This window comes from Rahnella victoriana (assembly GCF_004330295.1).
Lineage (GTDB): Bacteria > Pseudomonadota > Gammaproteobacteria > Enterobacterales > Enterobacteriaceae > Rahnella > Rahnella victoriana.
In genome coordinates this window covers 304,085-325,492 of record NZ_SJOJ01000001.1, presented here as the reverse complement: position 1 = coordinate 325,492, position 21,408 = coordinate 304,085, and the positions used below count along the sequence as shown (strand labels likewise).

Here is a 21,408-nt window from a genome sequence, read left to right as displayed (position 1 = left end):
TCATCCCGGTCTGCCCGTATAATCCGAACCCGCAACGCTCCCGAAAGGGACACGCAATGCGCCCTTAGCTCAGTTGGATAGAGCAACGGCCTTCTAAGCCGTAGGTCACAGGTTCGAGCCCTGTAGGGCGTACCATTATAAATCAAGTGGTTAAGCCTTCTTCACTTCACCATCAAAATCCAAAAGTGCCAGATTAGTGACATGAATCGCCATAACGTCATCGATTTTGCGTGCGTGCTCGGTCAGGTGATTTGGTGACAGGTGTGCATACCTGCGTACCATTTCGATAGATTCCCAGCCTCCCATTTCCTGCAATGCAGAAAGTGGCACTCCGGCCTGAACTAGCCAGCTTGCCCAAGTGTGCCTCAGGTCGTGGAAACGGAAATCTGTAATTCCTGCCCGCTTTAAACCAGTCCTCCAAGCCGTGTTATCATCAACGCGCATCTTTCTCACCTCAGCAGTCTTTGTTCCATCAGCGCGGTGCCATGCTGAGTTATGGACAAACACGAACTTGTTGTGACGACCAATCTGCTCTTTCAGAACTTTGCATGCGGTATCATTCAGTGCGACGCCAATAGCCTTGCCCGCTTTGGCGTTCTCCGGATGTATCCATGCAACCTTCCTCTGCATATCAATCTGCGACCATTCCAAATCCAAAATGTTAGACCTGCGCAGTCCAGTTGCCAGCGCGAAGATCACAATCGGTTTGAAGCTGTCCGGCATGCATTCTATGAGCGTTAATGCTTCTTCGCGTGTCAGCCATTTGACGCGGCGGGAGATTGGCTTTCTCGTCTTGATGACAGGTGCCTTGCTTAGCCACTTCCATTCATCGGCGGCGATCCGAAATAATCCGCGAATGAATGAAAGGTATTGGCTGCGCGTGGCCGCTGAAATCATCTTCTCTTTGTACTCAGGGACTGGCTTACCTTTCCTCAGAGCTGCATCCCTGCGCGATTCCCATATCTGCTTGTGCTTCCTGTTAGGCATCCTTGCCACCGCTTTCATCACCTTATCCTCAGTAATGCTGGATAGCGGCTTTCCGGAGAAATGACCCAGGAAGAATTCAATCTTCGCCCTGTCATCGTCCAGTGATCGCTTATGTTCCTTTTCCGTCAGCCAGCGCAGGCAAGTTTCATCAAATGTGTGCTCGGCTATCTCACCGAGCTTATCGACTCTCCATGCTTCGGCCTTTAGCTGATCGAAGAGCTCCTGCGCTTGCTTCTTGTCTGACGTGCCAAGGCCGCGTCTAACTCTTTCGCCGTTCGGGCGAACGAAATCACAGTACCAGTTGCCGTACCTTTGTTTGAGCCCCATGCAGTATTCCTCTCTGTATGGCTGGCTCCTGCATTCACGGCCTGATTGTGTTGCTGATTGTGGATATATTCAAGACATGCTGACTTCAGGATTTCGAATCGCCCTCCACCATTTGCTCCGGACTTGCCGGCCATGAGCTTTCCAGCCTTAATTAACTGGCGAACGGTGCGGGGGGATTTCTTGAGAAACGCTGATGCTTCAGGCAGGTCGAATAGCACATCATCCATGCGGATATCTGCCATGCTTACCTCTCTTCAAACTGACCATTGATGCAGCCAATAGTCCACATGAACAGAGCCAGGCTGTATGCGGGAGAAATCGGCTGATGGTGTTTTTTAATGATGGGACCGGATAGGGTGTCGAAGGGTGCTTTGGGATTTGCTGCTATTGCTGAGTGGAGTTCGTCGCTACATCTTCGCGCAGCGGAGCGCAGGGCGTTTCTTTCTGCCTCGGTCATGTCTACTCCAGTTTTACACCGGGGATTTTGCCTGCTGAGATGGCGTCGTAGATATCACGAGCATCATCTTGTGTAGATGTTCCTTCGTTCAAGATTGAAATCATCTGCTCTATAGCCTCATCCCTTGCCACATCTTCAGGTGAGCGGATAGGGCGGAAGAAATCCTTATTAATTCCATTGTAATCACCATGCCGCTGACCACTGGCTACGATGATTACATCGCCATCCTGACCAAGCACTTTCTCTATACCCCATTCCAAATCGACAGCGCCAGTTTGCCGATGTTCGGGTATTCGGTTAGTGATCAAACCGGGGATGCGCTATCCCACTACGGTGTGGGGACGCGTATAGGTGGCCTGACGCAATTTACCGCCGGGGAACTCCAGGCGGTGGGTGGGGCAGCAATATGCACGACCACCGCGGGTGTAGCTTGCCTGGCAGGCGGTTATCTGGCAGCCTCAGGGATAGATACGGCTAATGCAGGCTTTAACACCTTCCTGTCTGGTGTCAACCAGAAAACCAGCGGTGCGTATTTGCTGGAAGGGTTGGGAGTCTCTCCACAGTACTCGGAAGGGATTTACGGCCTGACGCAGGTGGGCGCGGCGGGGATTGGCGGAGTAGGAAAAGCGACGTCAGTTACTGCCGATGTGGGTGCAAAAGGCGCTGGCAGTGTCACATTCCATGCGGCGGATGATATTCGGTTCTCGCAAAATAGCTTTTCATTCAATAAAACTGACCGAGACACGGGTAAAAATTACACATACGACGATTTGGTACAAAGCATGCGGACTAATGGTTGGAAAGGTGATCCAGTTGACGTCGTTAAAATGCCTGATGGCAAGCTGACTAGCATGGATAACACTCGAATTGCCGCGGCCAGAGAGGCGGGGATCGACGTTAAAGCTAGCGTCCGTGGATTTGATGATCCATTGACGCCAGCTATTCAAGAGGCTAGAGGGTGGCAGAATTTTAATACTTGGGGTGAGGCCATTACTGGTCGTATAAACAAACAGTCAGGGGGGTTTTCTACTTCTAATCCTTACGGTTCAACAGAACCACCACGTATTTCTGGAGGTGCTAAATAATGAAGCCTTTTTTGTACGACCTTCCAATTTTACCCAATAGTTTTGAATTCCCTGTTGATTACTTAGATGTGGTTTTAGCTGATGAGTTTTTAGATATAGAGCCTTGGCGGCTTCTATCGAAAGATATGGCGACATCTCTTTTTTATTACAGCTCGATGCTTTTGAAGTTTTCGGGGGCTGCCCTGGTTCCCTTTGCAATTATTCAAGATGAGTCAGGGCTGTATAATGATGGCTGGGTTGTTCTTGCTTGTTTTGATGGGGGAGGTAAGGATGGCACTACGGGTGTCCGGATTTATGATTATTCAAAACCGAAGTTAAGTCCTTGGGATAATTTGTCTTATTCTGGTTTCTCTGAATGGTTTAGTGCTGCCAAAGAAGAGTCTTCCCGCTATAAAGCCGAGCAAGTCGAAGACAAAGACAATGGCTATTCCTGATATATGAAAAAATTGGGGACATGGTTCGTTAACCATACGCCATTCTCAGCCTGAAAAAAGTTGAATCCCTGTTGGTGCATCCGCAGGGCTTCAACTTTTAGCACCGCAGGCTTTCCATATCGCTGTCCGACAGCTACGGCTGTGGTTATGTCTTGTGATAGATGCACATGGTGACGTGAACCTGCAATCAATCCTTGCTGAAGAATAGATTCAAAAAAGCGTGTTGCAGTGCCATGGTAGAGGAATTCTGGCGGTTTTTTCTCCATATGTTGAAGGTTCACGTCTGGTGTAGAATGTCCCTGAACTGCACGAATACGCTGGCCATCTTCGGAGAGAGTAAAACGTTTCTTATCACTGCTATTTACTACTGTCTGAATTATTGCCTGATCAAGTACGCGGCCTTCTTTCGCCGCGCCGAGAATCAAAGAATTGATATCTGCCCAGCCTTCTACATCAAGTTGCAATCCGATGGTGTCAGGTTTATGACGTAAAATATAACTTAGAAATTTACTTATTTCGTTAAGCATCTTGCTGTCCATGATTGCCCTAATTATGTTTGCCATGGGTGTGATGCCTGAGATATTAGCACACCCAAAACACGTCTCTTCCACGTTTTGAAATGCACACTGAATAGACGTCCCTGCCCATAATTCTGCATAATCCCAACATCCCAATTAAATCTTCAAACTCCGTCAGACGTTGACTTTAAAAAACATCGCTGGCGCACTCAAAATCCTGCTGAACGAATGGTCTTCGAGATCTGCCGGAGACCACGCAGGCAGCGCCGTCACCGCCAAAGGGGACGCCACGCTGGCGGCGGCCAACGACATCAACCTCAACACGATGGACCAGAGCAGCCATCAGAGCAGCGGTAAAAACCAGGTTGACGACAACAACGCCACCCGCACGGTGGTGAGCAGCGGCGGCGACCTGACGCTCAGCGCCGGTCGCGACCTTAACTCGCAGGCGGCGCAGCTGACCGCCGACCTCAACGCCTCACTCAGCGCCGGTCGCGACGTCAACCTGAACGCGCAGCAGACCAGCACCTACAGCGAAACCCACGGCAGCAAAAGCGTGAGTATCCGTGAAAATGTCGGGCAGGAAGGGACAGCGGTGGTCAGCGGCGGAAGCACCACGATTGCCGCCGGGCGTGACATTACGACACAGGCCGCGCAAGTACAGGCCACCGGCGACCTGGCCCTGAACGCCGGTCGCGACGTGAATATCACCACCGCGCAGGAAAGCCAGTACAGCTACGACGAGAAGACCAAAACCAAAAAACACCTGTTCTCCGGCACGACCACGCATACCGTTGCAGAGGACTATGCCACCACAGAGAAAGCCTCGCAGCTGAGTGGCGACAAGGTGTCAATTGTTGCCGGGCAAGACCTGACGGTGAAAGGCTCGTCCGTGGTCGGTGACGGAGATGTGACGCTGAAGGCGGGGAAAGACCTCAGCATTACCGCCGCCACAGAGGAACAATCCAGTTATCGCCTGAGTGAGACCAAAGCCAGCGGCATGTTCAGCGGCGGCGGTCTGGGCGTGACGTTCGGCAGCAAATCCTCGCGCCAGCAAATCAATCAGGACGGCACCACCCAGAGCCAGAGCAGCAGTGCCGTGGGCAGCACCGGCGGCAACGTGAATCTGATTGCCGGTGAACAGGCGCATATCGGTGGCTCGGATGTGATCGCTAAAAATGACGTCAACATCGTTGGTGGCTCGGTCACGGTGGACCCCGGCAATGACATGCTGACCCGCAAACAAATCTACGAGCAGAAACAAAGCGGCCTGACGGTCTCGCTGTCGAGCCCGGTGACGGATGCGCTGTTGTCGCTCACCAGCATTGCCAAACAGGCCTCACAGACCGGCGACGGCCGAATGAAAGCACTGTATGGCGTGCAGGCGGTGGAGCAGGGCTGGATGTCCTCGATGGACGGGACCGTAACGCAGGCGTCTCAGTTGATGAATGGCAAAGTGGATGGCAACCTGGTCCAGTTGCAGGTCAATATCGGTGCGAGTAAAAGTAAATCCACTTCCGAACTGGAACAAAATCAGGTCACTGGCAGCACGATTACCGGTGGACGTAATGTTGCCATCGTTTCGACAGGTGCCAACGGGCAAAGCGGTGATATCACTATCACCGGCAGCGGTGTGACGGGAAATAAAGTCACGCTTGCTGCGCAGAACGATCTGCTATTGCAGGCCGCGACGAATAACAGCAAACAGACGAGTAAAGACAGTTCAAACGGCTGGAGTGTCGGCGCGCATATCTCACTGGGTAAGGAAACCGGCATTGGGGTACAGGGTAATGGGTATGCTGCGAAAGGTTCCTCGGACGGTGAAACGACGGAATACGTCAATACCCGCGTAAATGCCAAAGATAACCTGATGTTAAGCAGCGGGCGTGACACCGTACTCTCCGGAGCGCAGGCGTTGGGCGATAAAATCACGGCAAATATCGGGCGTGATTTGACGCTCACCAGTCAGCAGGATTCCGACGATTACCAGAGTAAACAGCACAGCATCAGCGGTGGATTCAGCTTCACCTTTGGGTCGATGACGGGCTCCGCTTCCCTGAGTATGAGCAAGTCTAAAACCCAAAGTGAATACGCCAGCGTCGGCGACCAGAGCGGGCTGTTTGCCGGTAATGAGGGCTATGACATCTACGTCGGTGACCATACACAACTGAACGGCGCTGTTATTGCCTCGACGGCTGATGCGGCAAATAACAGCCTGAATACCGGGACGCTGGGCTGGGACGATATCGAGAACAAGGCAAACTACAGTGCCAGCAGCGTCGGGGTCAGCGCCGGTTTCTCATCCAGTAAAGACCAGGGGGACGTGCGGCACAATGCAGGGGGTGTGCTGCCGGTGATGACCAATGCCAGCGGCAGCGCATCGGGCACCTCCCGTTCAGCGGTTGCTGATGGCAGCATTACGGTGCGTGATACCGGCCAGCAAACGCAGGATGTGAGTACGCTGAGCCGTGATACGGAGAACGCCAACGGGCATATCGATAAAATTTTCGACAAGCAGAAAATAGAAGAAAATCAGGCCGTGGCGCAGGCTATCAGCCAGGTGGGCGTCCAGACGATGCAGAATGTGGTCATGCAGGCGCAGGTGAATGCACGAAGTGACGCACTCGCAAGATTGTCAGGCACGGCGGAGTACAACAATGCCTCGCCTGCCGACCAGCAGAAGATGCTGGAGAACTCACCGGAAAACGTTGCTGCTGAGCAGAAATACGGCATCGGCAGCCCGTTCTGGACGGCGGGCACGGCGATATCAGGCGCGCTGGCAGGCTTAACCGGTGGCGACATGAGCCAGGCGCTGGCGGGCGGGCTGGCCCCTTATCTGTCTCTGGCGGTGAAGGCGGCGACCACAGACGCCAAAGGCAACGTTAACCAGGCTGAGAATATTACGGGGCACGCCCTTGCCGGCGCGGTAGTTGCCTATCTGCAGGGCGGCTCCGTGACCGGAGGCGCAGCGGGTGCGGCGACCGGCGAACTGGCGGCGCAGCTGATTGCGAAAGAGCTGTATCCGGGAGTAAAACCGGAAAACCTGACGAATGAGCAAAAGGCGAATGTGAGTGCCTTGAGCACGCTGGCCGCAGGACTGGCAGGCGGCGTGGCGGGGAATTCGTCTGTTGCAGCCGGTACTGCGGGGATTGCAGGGAAGACTGCGGTTGAGAATAACTATCTAAGCGCAGATCAAGGACTCGCTTTTGATAAAGAAATGCAGAGTTGCAAAGCTTCCGGTGGTGACTGTACGGCAGTGATTGATAAGTGGAAGAAAGTCAGTGACGAGCAAAGTGCAACCCTCGATCCTAAATGCGCTGAGAATCCTTTGCTTTGTCAGAACGTTGACAAACCGATCATTGAGATGGGTTCGGAAATGGCACAGCGTCCAGAATGGGTAGGAAATTTGCCTGGTGCGGACGTGATGACTGATGAGCAAGCTAAAATCTATGTTCAATACTGGAATGCACAAGATCTGGAAAAAATAGATGTTAATAGTCCTGCTTGGACGAAATTTGCGACGTTTATATCAGATCCAGAAAACCAGGCCGCAGTGGCTTCACTTGGAGTACTGGGTAAAGATCTTGTTCTTATAGCAAAAAATAGCTTCACGACTAAATCATTGTTTAAAGAAATGTCAACTCAGGGTATTAAATTTACACCTGAAAACATTGTTAGTGCGGCAAAAGATTCCAGCGGGAAAATTATTTTCCTTGAAAAAGGTAGTTCTAAAGCAGGTTTGCAGCATATTGTCGAGGAGCATGGTAGCCAATTTGCACAAATAGGTGTGTCAGAAGCACGTATTCCGGATGTGGTAATGAAAGCTGTGCCTGATGGTAAAATAGTTGGTTATCAAGGGACTGGCACTGGTCGCCCAATCTATGAAACCGTGATAAATGGCAAAAGATACAATATTGCTGTCACTGTAGGTAATAACGGGTATATCGTAGGTGCTAATTTACGGGGGGCAGTGAAATGAGAAAAATAAAATTAATGGCTGATTATCAATGTCATCCATTATGGAATATTTCCACAGAAGACCATGGAGATATTTCGCCAGAAGAATTTCCAATATCTTCGGAATTAAAATATAGACTTAGAGAATGGGCCGAACGGTATGATGCCATACTCAATATAGATGATCCGGCTTCGTCTGGTTTTGAAAGCAAAGAGGAAGAAAAACAATTTATTGACGATGGTCATAAACTAGCGCGTCTTCTTCAAGAAGAACTTGGAGACAGTTATAATATTATTTATCACTCTGAGTATTAATAAATCCCGGCCACCGAGCCGGGATTTTACTTTATACGCCAGCGGGTCACTCCTCAGCCGCTAGCCGGATGATCAGCTGTCCCGGCTGCGTGATCACCTCAAGCTTCTGCCCGGTGGTAAATGCCCGAGCCAGTGCCCCTTGAGGGGGATCTGTGGATACGGATCGCGCAGTCCGTGGTTAGGGCGGTAACACAATACTCTGACGTGCTTGGAGTGTGGCGGGTAATGACGTAGAAACATGTTCAGTAATGATCAACTCATGCCTAGTTGGTGGTGGTGAGCGGTCAGTCACTGCTAGTAACACTGACTGACCGCGCTAATTACATTAGTCCTTTACTTTAGCCGTCGCTTTGCTGACGCGCGCCACGTTCTGTGTGATCTGGCTTTTTACAATCACCGCATCAAGTACCGCTTTAGCCATTTCCTGGTCTTCGACAGGTCTCGCCGCCAGCGCTTCAAAACGTAACTTCACATCATCTTCAGGTTCACGTTCGCCCGGTTGGAATAAGAGAAAGTCAGAAGTGACATGCAGAACAATCGCCAGCTTTTCTAATGCATCCGCAGTAGGTATGGGCATAGAGGGATTTTTCGTCCATGAAAGCGCTCCAGGTTGATTAGATACTCAGAAGATTTACACATTCTTCTGGCAAAGCCGGACACATACGTTTTCTTCCAGCACCTCAAAGAGCATGGTGGAGGGTATTGGCTTGGTCAGGTTTACGATGACTGGTTTGGGTTTGTTATCGAGGAGCCGGTATCGCTCAGGCGAGGAATGGAGTATTTAATAGTGACGAGGGGCAACCAGGAGGGAATCATGGAGTTTGATGACAGTCTGGATAACTTCATGTTGAAAGGGTGAGACAAAGATGGGACGTATAAGGAATGGCAAGCCTTAACAAGGTTTGTCATCTTTTTGCATGTTGAGACGTGTGAGTGAGGCTACATGCGGTAAGTTAATGATTTGTTGGACTATTATTAAAACTTCTAAGCCGTAGGTCACAGGTTCGAGCCCTGTAGGGCGTACCATTTCAAAGAAAAAAATCTCTAATCAGCCAGCTCACACCCGCCACTATCACCAGATTCACTATCACACTGATGGCGAACCAGGTTCTGAAGGGCTGTTTTTGTGTTTTATGCCGAAAAAGCTGCTGACCGGCAATCGCTCCCATCCAGCCACCGGCAACACCCAGCAGCAGCAACGTAAATTCCGGCACCCTGCTTCTCGCTTTATACGCCGCCCGCTTGTCTATACCGTAGAACACCAGCGTCAGCAGATTGACGATCAGGAACCACATCACAAACGGATGCGGTAAGCATGCGCTGCCCGCAGCGGCTAAGGCTAACAGCAGATAAACAATATTCTTAAAATTCATCGTAGTGACAGCATATCTACACTTTCAGCCTGTACGCCGGAACCGGCCTTGTCGTCCCCGTCAGGGTATCAAATACCTCAACCTCAGACGTGGCGACCGGCATCCCCGTTTTTCTCAGCCGGAGGACATCTGCAGCAATACGCTGAAGCCCGAACCAGAACAGGCCGTCCAGAGGATTGACCTCCAGCCCGGCTTCGAGCGCTAACCGGAGACGATCGCGCGGTGCTTTGGTTTGTTGCGCTATCTGCCGGTAAGGGGCTTCATTGATGCCTGCCGCGTCAATGCGCCGGATACGGGTGGCAAGATGGTACTGAAATTCGTCCGGTATCCCGCCCAGATCCATTTTCAGGCTGTAGACACAGCCGAAACGCTTGCCATTAAACAGGACGTTTTTCTGGCTGAGTTGCAACTCATCGCGCACACGGTCAATGAGTTGCGGCGCACGGGTCAGCAGAAGCCGGAAAGGAAGCTCAAAGCTGGTGACGTAATCGACGTTCAGCAGCGCAATTCGCAGACGCTCCTCTGCACCCGCCTTATTCTCCTGACATTCGGCAATCACATCTTTCCATTGCTGGATAAGGCGAGGGGATTCAGTGGTTTCAGTAAAACGATATTTTTCAATCTGGTAATCAATGCGTCCGGTCACACCGAATTCCCTTCTGGTCACATTTCAGTATCGGTTGTTTACTTTACCAGCGGCAGGTCACCACCGGAAGCCTTCAAAAAAGCCTGACCGTGAGGCGTTAGAAATCCAGCTCAAGGGCAAAACACAGATAAGCCATTAACGGCGCGCAATGTCTGAACTGCTCAGCACAAAACTCAACAACATCCGACCGGCACAACTCTTCAAAGGCGATGTTTTTAATTGCGATAAAATCTTTGCGTTTTAATTCAGCTAACAGCGGATGGTTTTTATCATAGCCTCTTGGCGGACGGCTCAGGCTGTCGCCATCCATCACAAAACCGTTATCGTGCAATGTCTTCAGGGCTTTCTGATAAGCATTGGGATTCTCATCAATACAGGCGCGGATCGCGTTTAACGCTTTCGATTCCGGATGCCAGATCCCTGCGGCAATAAAACAACCGTCTTCGGCGATGTGCACATACAGGCCGGGCGCGTGAACATCTTTCCCCTGAAAATGACGAAACTGAATGCCGACATTGGTTTTGTAAGGCGTTTTATCTTTGCTGAAACGGCTGTCGCGTTGCGGGCGCATCAGGCTGCCACCCACTTTTTTAGACACGGCAGTCAGTCTCGGGGAAATGGCAACAATCTCTGGTTGCATGTGTTCGATAAACTTCAGCGCGGGCGTTCTCAGCGTATTCTCGTATTCATCCTGATTCGCTTTAAACCAGTCACGGGTGTTGTTCCGGGCGAGCTTATTGAGAAATTGCAAACCGTCGGCGCTAAAAATTGCCCCTGCCGGAGCCGTCTTTCCAGATGTCTGAGTTGTCATTATTGATGAACCTTTATCACTGCCAATGTGGAAAATAAGGGTAATCCTGACGCCAGATCCTATTCGGTGCCTGCCGAAAAGCCAACAGATTTGGAAAACCTTTCGCAAAGCGAACTGAGGCCAGCGCGTGGATCCTCCCGCCGCTTACCGTTAAACATTCCTCTTAAATCATTCCGTTACACAAACCCATATAAAGAGTAATGGATTGATCGTTGTCACCGATCAGTCTGATCAATTCGATCTGTTTAACCAATTATCTTTTTGTTTTCTATGCCGATAAGATCGCCGCGCTTTATTAAGTGTTTACCTTATGAGATTCACATTATTTCGATTGCTGTCGGAAGGTATTGCTTTGCGCTTTTTTTGACATGACGGAATGGATACTGAAATGGACATCAGAGAAGAAATCGTGTTTTCCCCTGACTTGCCGGACCGTGACCCGCCGGCACGTATTCTGGTGATAAAACTCCGCCATTTTGGTGATGTGCTACTGATCACGCCCTTAATCAGCACATTAAAAGCGAACTATCCGCACGCCCTGATTGATGTGCTGGTGTATGGCGGCACGGAGGTGATGCTGGCGGGAAATAAGGCGTTATACCTCACCTATACCGTTGACCGGACGCTGAAACAACAGGGGCTTAGGCAGCAATATCGCGGCGAGAGGGCGCTGCTGAACAGTTTGCGCGGACGGCATTACGATCTGATCCTCAACCTGTCAGATCAATGGCGGGCGGCATTTTACTGTTACCAGCTTCATCCCAAATTCAGCATCGGTTTTCGTTATCCCCGGCGTGACAATCTTTTATGGCGGTTTTGCCACTCGGCGCTGGTGGATACCGCCCGGCACGCTTCGCAACATACCGTCATGAATAACCTGAGCATTTTGCAGCCGCTGGCATTACGCGACAGGGTTACGGATGTCACGATGGCCTGCCGGCAGAGGGACGTTGATCATCTGGCGCGGTTGTGCGGGAAAATACCGCTTACCGACTATATCGTGATCCAGCCATCTGCACGCTGGGCATTCAAAAACTGGTCGATGGCCTCATACAGCAAACTGATTGATCACCTGATGCAGCGTGGCGAAAAGGTGGTGATCACCGGTGGCCCTTCCGCCGGAGAACGCGACACTGTCCGGCAGATCCTTGATGGCTGTCTTTATCCGCAGGACATTATCAATCTGGCCGGAAAACTGGACATGCCTGAACTGGCGGTACTGATTGACCGCGCCAAATTGTTTATCGGCGTGGACTCCGCGCCGATGCATATGGCCGCCGCACTGCAAACACCTTCTGTTGTCCTTTTTGGCCCCAGCAATCTCAGACAATGGCATCCCTGGCAGGCACCTCACACGCTGATCTGGGCAGGCAATTATCGTCCGCTGCCGTCGCCGGAGGACATTGATACCGGTACGGCGGAGCGATACCTCGATGCCATTCCGGTGGCGGATGTGATTACCGCGGTTTCCCGCCGTCTGGCATTGCTCAACGCACCGGTGATCCGCCCGGCAACATCACAAAATTGTTTACCTGAAATGAGTTGATCATGATCCCACCCGTTCCTGCTGTTGCATCTTCCACTGCCCGTCGTCATCTTATCCGACCGGATAACGCGGCGGCTTTTATGCTGGGCGTGTCGTTGCCGGTCTCCAATGCCCTGATGCATCTTGCGCTGGGGAGCATTTTGTTATGTGTTCTCTGGCAGCGTGACGGGAAAAATCTGCGCAGACTCATCCGGCATCCGCTGGTGTGGTTGCCTGCGCTGATGTTCACTCTGCTGGCCTGTTCTGTTTTTCTGCAACCGCAGGATTACGGCGCGGAGATGGTGGAGAAGTACAAAAAGCTGTTGTATGTCCTGCCGCTGGCGCTGTTTTTCCTTAACGTCCCGGCGGCGTTTAACCGGTTTGTCAGCGGATTTTTACTGGCAAACGGCGTGATATTGCTGCTCAGTCTGGCGGCCGGTCTTCTTCCCCTGTCGATCGGGCATATCAGTCCGCTGAACCCGACGGTTTTTAAACTGCACATCACGCAGAATTTCTTTATGGCGCTGGCGGCGCTGCTGTGGCTGTCGAGGGCCTTTGCCCATCGGGGGATCAGACGACCGGGCTATGCTGTGTTGGTCGTGCTGGCCAGTTATGACGTGCTGTTTCTGGTATTAGGCCGCACCGGTTATGTCGCGCTGGTCGTTGGCACCGGCGTCTGGCTGTTGCTGTCTTCGGGATGGCGTCAGCGTCTGGCCGTGATGGCATGCGGGGTGTGTGTGATTTGCGTGGTGGTGCTGATTCCCAACCGTGCGGCGGAACGCGTGGTGCTCGGCGTGGCAGAAATACACCATTGTCTGTCGCTGACCGGTGGCGATGCTTACGACGCCTGCAAAACATCGATGGGGCAACGCACGGCGTTTGTCCAGAAATCGCTGCGGCTGATAAAACACTCGCCGTGGTTCGGGAACGGCGCGGGCAGTTTCTGGTACGGCAATCCGGATACCGGTTATCAGGTTAATAATCCGCATAATCAGTACCTGCTGGAAGCCGTACAGTCCGGCCTGACGGGGCTGGCATTGTTTTTTGTCTGGATGGCGTATTGCTACCGCGAAGCCTGGCGGCAGCCGGTCGCCATCCGCAACCTGATGATCGCGGTACTCAGTGCCTATATGGCCTGCCACTTATTCAACGCCTTCCTGCTCGATTCAGCGGAAGGCCATTTGTTTATGGTAATGGCGGCGGTGCTGGCGGGGAAGGGTATGAAGCGAAGACAGGAATAGCCTGTTCCTGCCTTCATGCTGACCGTGACGCTTACAGGGTGAAAACAGACGGTGCTCTGCCTTTTGCCAGCCCGTCATTCGCCCGTTCACTCAGCTCAAACAGCACCGGCACTAAATGCGCGGTCGCCTTGAGATAGGCGCTGATCTGCGGGATACCTTCCGGCGGGACGATCTCGCCATTCTCCAGCCCTTCGCTCAGGCAAAGCAGACCATGACACAATCCTTCGGCAGAGTCTGAGGCCAGCGCGCTGAGATCGTAAAGCTGGGCATCTTCAAAGTGACTGAATTCCAGCTCTGCGATCAGTGAGCGGAAGACGGTAATTGAGTTTTCTGTTAATGCAGTTTCGGTGTTCGTCATTTTAAAAGCTCCTAGATGATTAAATGACTGCAACACAAGACGCTAAACTTGGGTGGCAGCTCAGACGGGGTTAGCGTACCGGACACACTAGGAAAACCGGTGCTTCTTTCGAAGCCCCCACCTGAGCCACCATTATTTAGAGTGAATCAAAGTGCGCGGCATTATTACACAATGTCGCCTAGTTATGTCTTTCGGAACGCTAATTCCGGCTGCGGATTTTGCCGCAGCAAGGAGACTTTATTCCTGCCGCCGGAACAAAGAAACAGGCTGGATGCATTTACAGGGAGTTGTATTCAGATCTGGAAGACGTCTCGCAAAGAGCAGTATAAAAGCAATCGATGTGGCAAAAATGGCGGAGTATCCGCTGAAAAATACCAGGGTCATTTGCGGCGATGATGAGCGCCGCGCCGGTGGTGTGGATCCTATGTTCTGAAATCCAGCCGTTACAACGTCGCGATTTTGATATCACCTGCTCGACCACCACCAACGGGATCTTTACTATGATGATCGGCGCAACTTTTCTGACGTTGATGGACAATATCGGCGCGGCAGGGAAGAAGCTGCGCGATATCGGGCAGTAAGTGCGGAACAATGGTTATCCGCAAAGCAAACAATCATCAGGGAGCGGTATATGCGTGAGCTAACGAAAATGACCAGCGGGCTGGATTATCAGATCAATGATGAGGAATTACGTGAAATTCGTTATCAGACCCGCGATAAAGTGGATGCGTTTAATGCGCTGAGCGCACGACAAACCGCAGAAAAGGACGCACTGATCAGAAAAATATTTGGTCAGGTGGGCAGTAATGTGCATTTTGAAAAAGGCATGCGCATTGATTACGGTATCAATACCGTGCTCGGAAATAATGTTTTTGTTAATTTTAACTTTGTCTTACTCGATTGCGCGCCGGTCACGATAGGCAATAACGTTTTTATTGGCCCCGATGTGCAAATTTATACGGCGCAACATCCGCTGGATATTGAGATACGTCGTGAACATATCGGCAGCGCGCGGCCGGTGACTGTCGGTAACGATGTCTGGATCGGCGGAGGGTGTATCATTCTGCCGGGCGTCACTCTGGGTGATGGCTGTACTGTCGGGGCAGGCAGCGTGGTCACGCGATCCGTTCCGGCGGGGGCGGTGGCCTGCGGCAATCCCTGTCGCGTCATTCGCTAAAGAAATTCCTAATCAAAAAATATTCATGCTTTGAGAAACAAGACATAAAAAAGCCCGCTCCAGGCGGGCTGCAAATGCAAAAAGTACAATATTTCTTAAAGTGCGCACAGCATGAAACACAATGTAATCTAAATCAATTAATTATCTTCCTGAAATAAGTATCAGCACACTTTTTGGGGATTTTGATCAAATAGTGATCGTTATGACGGTTCTTTATATCGCAGCGCATCCAGCAATAAAGCAAACGCGGTGGTGTGTTGTTTGCGGCTGGGATAATACAAATAATAGCCGGGGAAAGGTTCACACCAGTCCTGCAATACCCGTATTAACTTTCCGCTGGCGATGTCCGATGCCACGGAATCTTCCGGCACATACGCCAGACCGAAGCCGTTAACCGCCGCATCAATTCTCTGCCGCAGGCTGTTAAAGGTTAACTGTCCGTCGACGCGTACTTTTAATTCCCGTCCATCCTGACCAAATTCCCACGCATAAATCCCGCCCATGGTCGGCAGACGCATATTGATGCAGCGGTGGCTTTGTAATTCCTGCGGCGTTAAGGGAATACCTTCCCTGGCGAAATACGCGGGGGAACCGATCACCGCCATGCTCATTTCAGGCCCGATACGCAGGGCGATCATGTCTTTGGCGACCTGTTCCCCGAGACGAATTCCGGCGTCGAAGCGGCCTGTCACAATATCTGTCAGCGCATTATCCAGAATGATTTCGATATTAATATCGCTGTATTCGGCGAGGAATTTTTTTAATACCGGCCACAGGATGGAATCCACCGCGTGTTCGCCGGCGGTAATGCGGATATTCCCTGCCGGGCGTTCGCGCATCTCGCTTAACGCCTCCAGTTCAGATTCTATTTCTGCAAAGCGCGGGCCGAGGCTGGCGACCATTTTTTCACCGGCTTCCGTCGGGGCAACGCTGCGGGTGGTGCGGGTCAGCAACCGCAGCTCCAGCCGTTCTTCCAGACCCCGGATTGAATGACTGAGTGCCGATTGTGAAACCCCCAGTTTTGCCGCCGCTTTGGTAAAACTGCGCTCCCTCGCCACGACGAGGAAAGAAATTAAATCGTTGAAATTCTCTTTTAACATGCCGGATCCGATTGTCATTACCCATTACTGAGCGGATTATAATCAGTTCATCTTTCGTAAGCGACGCCTATTGATGCCGGATTAGTGAATGAGATTCATAACGGCAATCATAATTTAGCGTCTTATTACCGCGTATTCCGGATGCTATTATCGCCCCATAAGAGTGATGACTATCCCGGTCACATTTAATCTTATCCACGCCTCTGTCACTGCTGTCATTTTCAGTTTCCGATTGAAATCAGCTGCCGTTTTGAAAACAAACCACGTGTGATCCCGTGTCGAATCGCGCACTCATTACGCTATTTTTAAGAGGACGCTTGTGATGCATAAAGACGTTATTGACTCCCTGATCGGGTGGATAGATGAACATATTGATAAGCCGTTGAAAATCAGCGATGTTGCTGAAAAATCAGGCTATTCAAAATGGCATTTACAAAGAATGTTTCAGCAGGTCATCGGTGAAACGCTGGGCAATTATATTCGCGACAGAAAACTCGAATTAGCGGCGAATGAACTTCTCCACACAAAAAATGCGGTAATTGATATTTCCTTTAAGTACGGGTACGACTCGCAACAATCTTTTTCCCGCACCTTTTCGCGCAAATACCATTTGCCGCCGCAGGCATATCGCAGAATGCATCAGTCACAACCTGCGTAATGATTAATTACTGACGTACTTTTTGATTTTGTTTTTATTTAACGCAAATTCACTGATTGAGTGAATAACCAGATGGGAATATTGAGGTGGGAAACCATGAATAATTTGGGGCGCATCAGGCCTTTGGCAGTGCTTTGTCTTTTATCCGGGAGTGTAGTGTTTGCCGGCTGTGACAGCGGTAAAAACGCCGCGTCGGGCCAGCCTGCATTACCTGACGTCAATGTCGTGAAACTCAGCACCGCACCGCTGAATATGACCTCCGAATTGCCGGGCAGAACCTCGGCGCTGCGGGTGGCAGAAGTGCGCCCGCAGGTCTCCGGCATCATACAAAAACGTCTTTTCACCGAAGGCAGCGATGTGACTGCCGGACAGGCGTTGTACCAGATTGATCCCGCGCCCTATCAGGCGACGCTGGATAACGCGCTGGGCGCACTGGCACAGGCTGAAGCCAGTGCGCGCATCGCCGTCACCACGGTGAACCGTTACCGTCCGCTGACCGGCACGCATTACATCAGTCAGCAGGATTTCGATCAGGCGCAGGCCACGGCGCAACAGGCGCAGGCGGCAATGGTTGCCGCAAAAGCGGCGGTGAAATCCGCGCGTATCAATCTGGGTTATACCCGTGTGACGTCACCGATTTCCGGGCGTATTGGCCGCTCCTCCGTCACCGAAGGCGCGCTGGTGCAAAACGCCCAAACCACGGCGCTGGCGACGGTTCAGCAGCTCGATACCTTGTATGTCGATGTCACGCAGTCGGGGGATGAATTCCTGCGTCTGCGTCAGGAAATGTCCGGCGGCCAGCTGCGTCAGGTGGAAGGCAAAGCTGAAGTTACCGTGCTGCTCTCTGACGGCAGCGCGTATGCGCCGAAAGGTTCGCTGGAATTCTCCGACGTGACGGTGGACGAAACCACCGGCTCCATCACCTTGCGCGCGCTGATCCCGAACCCTCAGTACCGGTTATTGCCGGGAATGTTCGTGCGTGCGCGGCTTGAAGAGGGCGTTGCTCCGTCGGCGTTACTGGTGCCACAGGTGGCGATTACCCGCAACCCGCGGGGAGATGCGACGGCGCTGGTGGTTGGCACGGATAACAAAGTGGCACTGAAAAATGTCATCACAGGCAAAGCCTTTGGCGATCAGTGGCAGGTGCTGTCAGGACTGGCGGCGGGCGAGCGCGTGGTGGTGTCCGGCGTACAAAAAGTCAAACCGGGTGATGTTGTTTCTGCCCACGAACAGCCAGCCAGGTCTTAATCAGGGAACGCGGAAATCATGTCTAAATTCTTTATCGATCGGCCTATTTTTGCCTGGGTGATCGCCATTATCGTCATGCTGGCAGGGGCGATCTCAATCATTAATCTGCCTGTCGAACAGTATCCCAGCGTAGCGCCACCGGCGATCCAGATCCGCGCACAATATCCGGGCGCGGATGCCACCACGTTGCAGAACTCCGTGACGCAGGTGATTGAGCAAAACATGAATGGCCTCGACGGGCTGATGTACATGTCCTCAACCAGCGATTCGTCGGGCACGCTGCAACTGACGCTGTCCTTCAAAACCGGCACCGACGCGGATATCGCGCAGGTTCAGGTGCAGAACAAACTGCAACTGGCGACGCCGTTATTGCCGTCGGAAGTGCAGCAACAGGGGATCACCGTCCGTAAATCGTCCAGCACCTTTATGATGGTGGTCGGTTTTGTGAACAGTAATCACACCATGACCCAGCAGGATATTTCGGACTACGTCGGTTCGAATATTAAAGATCCGATCAGCCGTATCGACGGTGTGGGGGATACGCAGATCTTCGGTTCGCAATACGCCATGCGTATCTGGCTGGATCCGGCCAGACTGAATAATTATCAGCTGACGCCGGTGGATGTGATCAGCGAGCTGAACACCCAGAATGCGCAGGTTGCCGCCGGACAAATCGGCGGTGCGCCACCGGTGCCGGGACAGCAACTGAATGCCTCGCTCATCGCGCAAACGCGGCTGATCTCACCGGAAGAATTTGGCGACATTTTGCTGAAGGTGAATGCCGACGGTTCGCAGGTGCGGCTGCGCGATGTTGCCCGCATTGAGCGCGGTGGGGAAGATTATCAGTTCGTGGTGAAAATTAACGGGCAACCGGCGTCGGCACTGGGGATCCAGCTCGCGACCGGAGCCAATGCGCTGGATACGGCGGCGGCGGTGCGCGCCGAACTGGAACAACTGCGGCCGTTCTTCCCGGACGGTTTGCAGGTGGTCTATCCCTACGACACCACGCCGTTTATCAAAATCTCGATTAATGAGGTGGTGAAAACGCTGTTCGAAGCCATTGTGCTGGTGTTTCTGGTGATGTTCCTGTTCCTGCAAAACGTCAGGGCGACGCTGATCCCGACCATTGCCGTGCCGGTGGTGTTACTGGGGACGTTTGGCATTCTCGCCGCCTGCGGTTTTACCATCAACACGCTGACGATGTTCGGCATGGTGCTCGCCATCGGGCTGCTGGTGGATGATGCGATCGTGGTGGTGGAAAACGTTGAGCGCGTGATGGCCGAAGAGGGCCTGTCGCCTAAAGCGGCGACACGAAAATCGATGGCGCAAATTCAGGGCGCGCTGGTGGGTATCGCGCTGGTGCTGTCGGCGGTCTTTGTGCCGATGGCCTTTTTCGGCGGCACCACCGGCGTGATTTATCGTCAGTTCTCGATAACGATTGTGTCTGCGATGGCCTTGTCGGTGCTGGTGGCATTAATCCTGACGCCCGCATTGTGCGTCACGTTGCTTAAACCGGTGGCGCAGGGTAGCCACGGGAAAACCACCGGTTTCTTTGGCTGGTTCAACCGTAAGTTTGACCAGAGTACGCAGCATTACACGTCCTCGGTCGGGCGGATTTTGCAAAGTACCGGGCGTTACATCGTCATTTATCTGCTGATTGTGGCAGGCATGGTGGTGATGTTTATGCGTCTGCCGACCTCGTTTTTACCTGATGAAGATCAGGGCGTGCTGGCGACGCAGGCCATTTTACCGGCGGGTGCCACGCAGGAGCGGACGCAGAAAGTGCTCGACGCCATCACTGCACACTATATGAATGACGAAAACCGTAATGTCGCGAATGTCCTCACCGTTAACGGTTTCGGGTTTGCCGGACGCGGGCAAAACGTCGGTATCGCCTTTATCGGCCTGAAAGACTGGCGCGAGCGTGCCGGTGACGCCAACAACGTGACGGCGATCGTTCAGCGTGCCAACGCGGCGTTTTCAAAAATCCTCGACGGCACCGTCGTGGCGTTCAACCTGCCGCCGATTATCGCGCTGGGAAATGCCACTGGTTTCGATTTTGAACTGATCGACCGTGGCAATCTGGGGCATCAGAAACTGCTTGAGGCGCGTAATCAGTTGCTGGCGCTGGCAGCGCAGCATCCGGATGTGCTGATGGCGGTAAGGCCAAACGGCATGGAAGATATGCCGCAATACAAAGTGACGATTGATCAGGAAAAAGCCAGGGCGCTGGGGTTATCGCTGTCGGATATCAACACCACCTTGTCGGCGGCCTGGGGCGGCAGTTACGTGAACGACTTCGTCGATAATGGCCGCGTGAAAAAAGTGTATGTCATGAGTGATGCGCCTTACCGCATGATGCCGGACGATCTCAATAACTGGTTTGTGCGCGCGACTAACGGGAAAATGGTGCCGTTTGCCAGCTTCTCGACGGCGAAATGGGTGTATGGTTCGCCGCGTCTGGAACGCTATAACGGACTGTCTTCACTGGAGATCCTCGGGCAGCCTGCGCCGGGTAAAAGTTCCGGCGAAGCCATGGCGCTGATGGAACAACTGGCCGGGCAACTGCCTGCGGGGATGGGTCATGACTGGACCGGCATGTCGTATCAGGAACGCATGAGCGGTGAACAGGCACCGGCGCTGTATGCCATCTCGCTGGTTGTGGTGTTCCTGTGTCTGGCGGCACTGTATGAAAGCTGGTCGATCCCGTTCTCGGTGATGCTGGTGGTTCCGCTTGGCGTGGTGGGCGCGTTGCTGGCGACCAGCCTGCGCGGGCTGAATAACGATGTGTATTTCGTGGTCGGCCTGCTGACCACCATCGGGCTGGCGGCGAAAAACGCCATTCTGATCGTCGAATTCGCCAATGACCTGATGCTGAAAGAAGGCAAACCGCTGCTGGAAGCCACGCTTGACGCGGTGCGGATGCGTTTGCGGCCGATCCTGATGACGTCGCTGGCGTTTATCCTCGGCGTCCTGCCGCTGGCGATCAGCAACGGCGCGGGTTCCGGCGCACAAAACGCGGTCGGAACCGGCGTGATGGGCGGAATGATTTCAGCCACGTTACTGGCCATCTTCTTTGTGCCGGTGTTCTTCGTGGTGGTGCGCCGGCGTTTCGCCGGGACGCCCGGCCAGAGCGAAGAGTAAGGGCTGAAGGGGCTATTAATGAGTTTAATTCATAGCTCCTTGCGTAT

Annotated in this window: 19 protein-coding genes, 1 tRNA gene and 3 pseudogenes; 12 read left to right on the top strand and 11 right to left on the bottom strand. The window is 52.6% G+C overall.

All coding sequences use genetic code 11. The annotated features are described in order from the left end of the window. Positions 1 to 58 precede the first annotated feature (58 nt). Positions 59 to 135, top strand: a tRNA-Arg gene (locus EYY67_RS01615). Between the two features lie 15 nt (positions 136 to 150). Here the strand turns inward: EYY67_RS01615 and EYY67_RS01610 are convergent. The 3 genes and pseudogenes from EYY67_RS01610 to EYY67_RS01605 form a co-directional block, all read right to left on the bottom strand. Next, complete coding sequence (locus tag EYY67_RS01610) at positions 151 to 1,314, bottom strand: tyrosine-type recombinase/integrase (protein WP_131692668.1); 1,164 nt, start codon at positions 1,312 to 1,314, stop codon at positions 151 to 153. 110 nt (positions 1,315 to 1,424) lie between these two features. After that, positions 1,425 to 1,541 (bottom strand): annotated as a pseudogene (locus tag EYY67_RS24965) (helix-turn-helix domain-containing protein); the annotation flags it as partial. Positions 1,542 to 1,558: 17 nt separating this feature from the next. Continuing rightward, positions 1,559 to 1,771, bottom strand: coding sequence for a hypothetical protein (locus tag EYY67_RS01605; protein ID WP_131692667.1), 213 nt, complete (start codon positions 1,769 to 1,771; stop codon positions 1,559 to 1,561). A gap of 188 nt (positions 1,772 to 1,959) precedes the next feature. On the opposite strand from EYY67_RS01605, the gene EYY67_RS24810 reads away from it, so the two are divergent. Beyond that, positions 1,960 to 2,856, top strand: coding sequence for a hypothetical protein (locus tag EYY67_RS24810; RefSeq protein ID WP_131692666.1), 897 nt, complete (start codon positions 1,960 to 1,962; stop codon positions 2,854 to 2,856). Further along, positions 2,856 to 3,290 (top strand): hypothetical protein, encoded by a 435-nt coding sequence (locus EYY67_RS01595; protein ID WP_013575348.1) that lies wholly within the window; start codon positions 2,856 to 2,858, stop codon positions 3,288 to 3,290. Before EYY67_RS24810 ends, EYY67_RS01595 begins: the two co-directional genes overlap by 1 nt. Here EYY67_RS01595 and EYY67_RS01590 read toward each other — a convergent pair. Further along, positions 3,281 to 3,853, bottom strand: coding sequence for an RNA 2'-phosphotransferase (locus EYY67_RS01590; protein WP_242675555.1), 573 nt, complete (start codon positions 3,851 to 3,853; stop codon positions 3,281 to 3,283). The two genes, EYY67_RS01595 and EYY67_RS01590, sit on opposite strands and share 10 nt — an antisense overlap. Positions 3,854 to 3,989: 136 nt before the next feature. On the opposite strand from EYY67_RS01590, the gene EYY67_RS01585 reads away from it, so the two are divergent. Both EYY67_RS01585 and EYY67_RS01580 read left to right on the top strand, forming a co-directional pair. Further along, positions 3,990 to 7,787: a hemagglutinin repeat-containing protein gene (locus EYY67_RS01585; RefSeq protein ID WP_131692665.1), complete on the top strand. Its 3,798-nt coding sequence runs from the start codon at positions 3,990 to 3,992 to the stop codon at positions 7,785 to 7,787. After that, positions 7,784 to 8,080, top strand: a complete 297-nt coding sequence (locus EYY67_RS01580; RefSeq protein WP_131692664.1) for a hypothetical protein — start codon at positions 7,784 to 7,786, stop codon at positions 8,078 to 8,080. Before EYY67_RS01585 ends, EYY67_RS01580 begins: the two co-directional genes overlap by 4 nt. A gap of 46 nt (positions 8,081 to 8,126) precedes the next feature. On the opposite strand, the pseudogene EYY67_RS24905 reads toward EYY67_RS01580, so the two are convergent. From EYY67_RS24905 to EYY67_RS01550, 5 genes and pseudogenes are all read right to left on the bottom strand, one after another. Next, positions 8,127 to 8,276, bottom strand: a pseudogene (locus EYY67_RS24905) (SymE family type I addiction module toxin). 129 nt (positions 8,277 to 8,405) lie between these two features. Continuing rightward, positions 8,406 to 8,657 carry an XRE family transcriptional regulator gene (locus EYY67_RS01570; RefSeq protein WP_119826691.1) on the bottom strand — a complete coding sequence of 84 codons (252 nt, stop codon included), beginning with the start codon at positions 8,655 to 8,657 and terminating at the stop codon, positions 8,406 to 8,408. A gap of 451 nt (positions 8,658 to 9,108) precedes the next feature. Then, positions 9,109 to 9,453 (bottom strand): DUF1294 domain-containing protein, encoded by a 345-nt coding sequence (locus tag EYY67_RS01560; RefSeq protein WP_131692663.1) that lies wholly within the window; start codon positions 9,451 to 9,453, stop codon positions 9,109 to 9,111. 16 nt (positions 9,454 to 9,469) lie between these two features. Beyond that, entirely contained in the window at positions 9,470 to 10,099 is a 630-nt protein-coding gene (locus EYY67_RS01555) for an ECs1377 family protein (protein ID WP_131692662.1), read from the bottom strand. Between the two features lie 97 nt (positions 10,100 to 10,196). Continuing rightward, positions 10,197 to 10,910 (bottom strand): DUF2461 domain-containing protein, encoded by a 714-nt coding sequence (locus EYY67_RS01550; RefSeq protein ID WP_095925059.1) that lies wholly within the window; start codon positions 10,908 to 10,910, stop codon positions 10,197 to 10,199. Positions 10,911 to 11,298: 388 nt separating this feature from the next. Here EYY67_RS01550 and rfaQ point away from each other — a divergent pair, with 388 nt between their 5' ends. Continuing rightward, a complete protein-coding gene (rfaQ, locus tag EYY67_RS01545; RefSeq protein ID WP_242675554.1) occupies positions 11,299 to 12,456 on the top strand; it encodes a putative lipopolysaccharide heptosyltransferase III in 1,158 nt (385 codons plus the stop codon). Between the two features lie 80 nt (positions 12,457 to 12,536). Further along, the gene (locus EYY67_RS01540) at positions 12,537 to 13,676 is read left to right on the top strand and encodes an O-antigen ligase family protein (protein WP_242675557.1); all 1,140 of its coding nucleotides are present in this window, start codon (positions 12,537 to 12,539) and stop codon (positions 13,674 to 13,676) included. A 31-nt stretch (positions 13,677 to 13,707) separates the two neighbouring features. Here EYY67_RS01540 and EYY67_RS01535 read toward each other — a convergent pair whose 3' ends face one another. Next, a complete protein-coding gene (locus EYY67_RS01535; RefSeq protein WP_095925062.1) occupies positions 13,708 to 14,034 on the bottom strand; it encodes a hypothetical protein in 327 nt (108 codons plus the stop codon). A 395-nt stretch (positions 14,035 to 14,429) separates the two neighbouring features. Between EYY67_RS01535 and EYY67_RS01530 the strand changes: the two are divergent. Then, positions 14,430 to 14,588: pseudogene (locus EYY67_RS01530) on the top strand (MFS transporter); the annotation flags it as partial. A 77-nt stretch (positions 14,589 to 14,665) separates the two neighbouring features. Further along, a complete protein-coding gene (locus EYY67_RS01525) occupies positions 14,666 to 15,211 on the top strand; it encodes a sugar O-acetyltransferase (protein WP_131692659.1) in 546 nt (181 codons plus the stop codon). A gap of 200 nt (positions 15,212 to 15,411) precedes the next feature. Here the strand turns inward: EYY67_RS01525 and EYY67_RS01520 are convergent, their stop codons facing one another. Further along, positions 15,412 to 16,311: a LysR family transcriptional regulator gene (locus tag EYY67_RS01520; RefSeq protein ID WP_095925296.1), complete on the bottom strand. Its 900-nt coding sequence runs from the start codon at positions 16,309 to 16,311 to the stop codon at positions 15,412 to 15,414. Positions 16,312 to 16,633: 322 nt separating this feature from the next. Between EYY67_RS01520 and EYY67_RS01515 the strand changes: the two genes are divergently transcribed. The 3 genes from EYY67_RS01515 to EYY67_RS01505 all read left to right on the top strand — a co-directional run bounded on the left by EYY67_RS01515 (position 16,634) and on the right by EYY67_RS01505 (position 21,361). Beyond that, complete coding sequence (locus EYY67_RS01515; protein ID WP_095925064.1) at positions 16,634 to 16,969, top strand: helix-turn-helix domain-containing protein; 336 nt, start codon at positions 16,634 to 16,636, stop codon at positions 16,967 to 16,969. Between the two features lie 96 nt (positions 16,970 to 17,065). Then, complete coding sequence (locus tag EYY67_RS01510) at positions 17,066 to 18,217, top strand: efflux RND transporter periplasmic adaptor subunit (RefSeq protein ID WP_131692658.1); 1,152 nt, start codon at positions 17,066 to 17,068, stop codon at positions 18,215 to 18,217. 18 nt (positions 18,218 to 18,235) lie between these two features. After that, positions 18,236 to 21,361, top strand: coding sequence for an efflux RND transporter permease subunit (locus EYY67_RS01505; protein ID WP_119826677.1), 3,126 nt, complete (start codon positions 18,236 to 18,238; stop codon positions 21,359 to 21,361). The last annotated feature ends 47 nt before the right edge of the window (positions 21,362 to 21,408 follow it).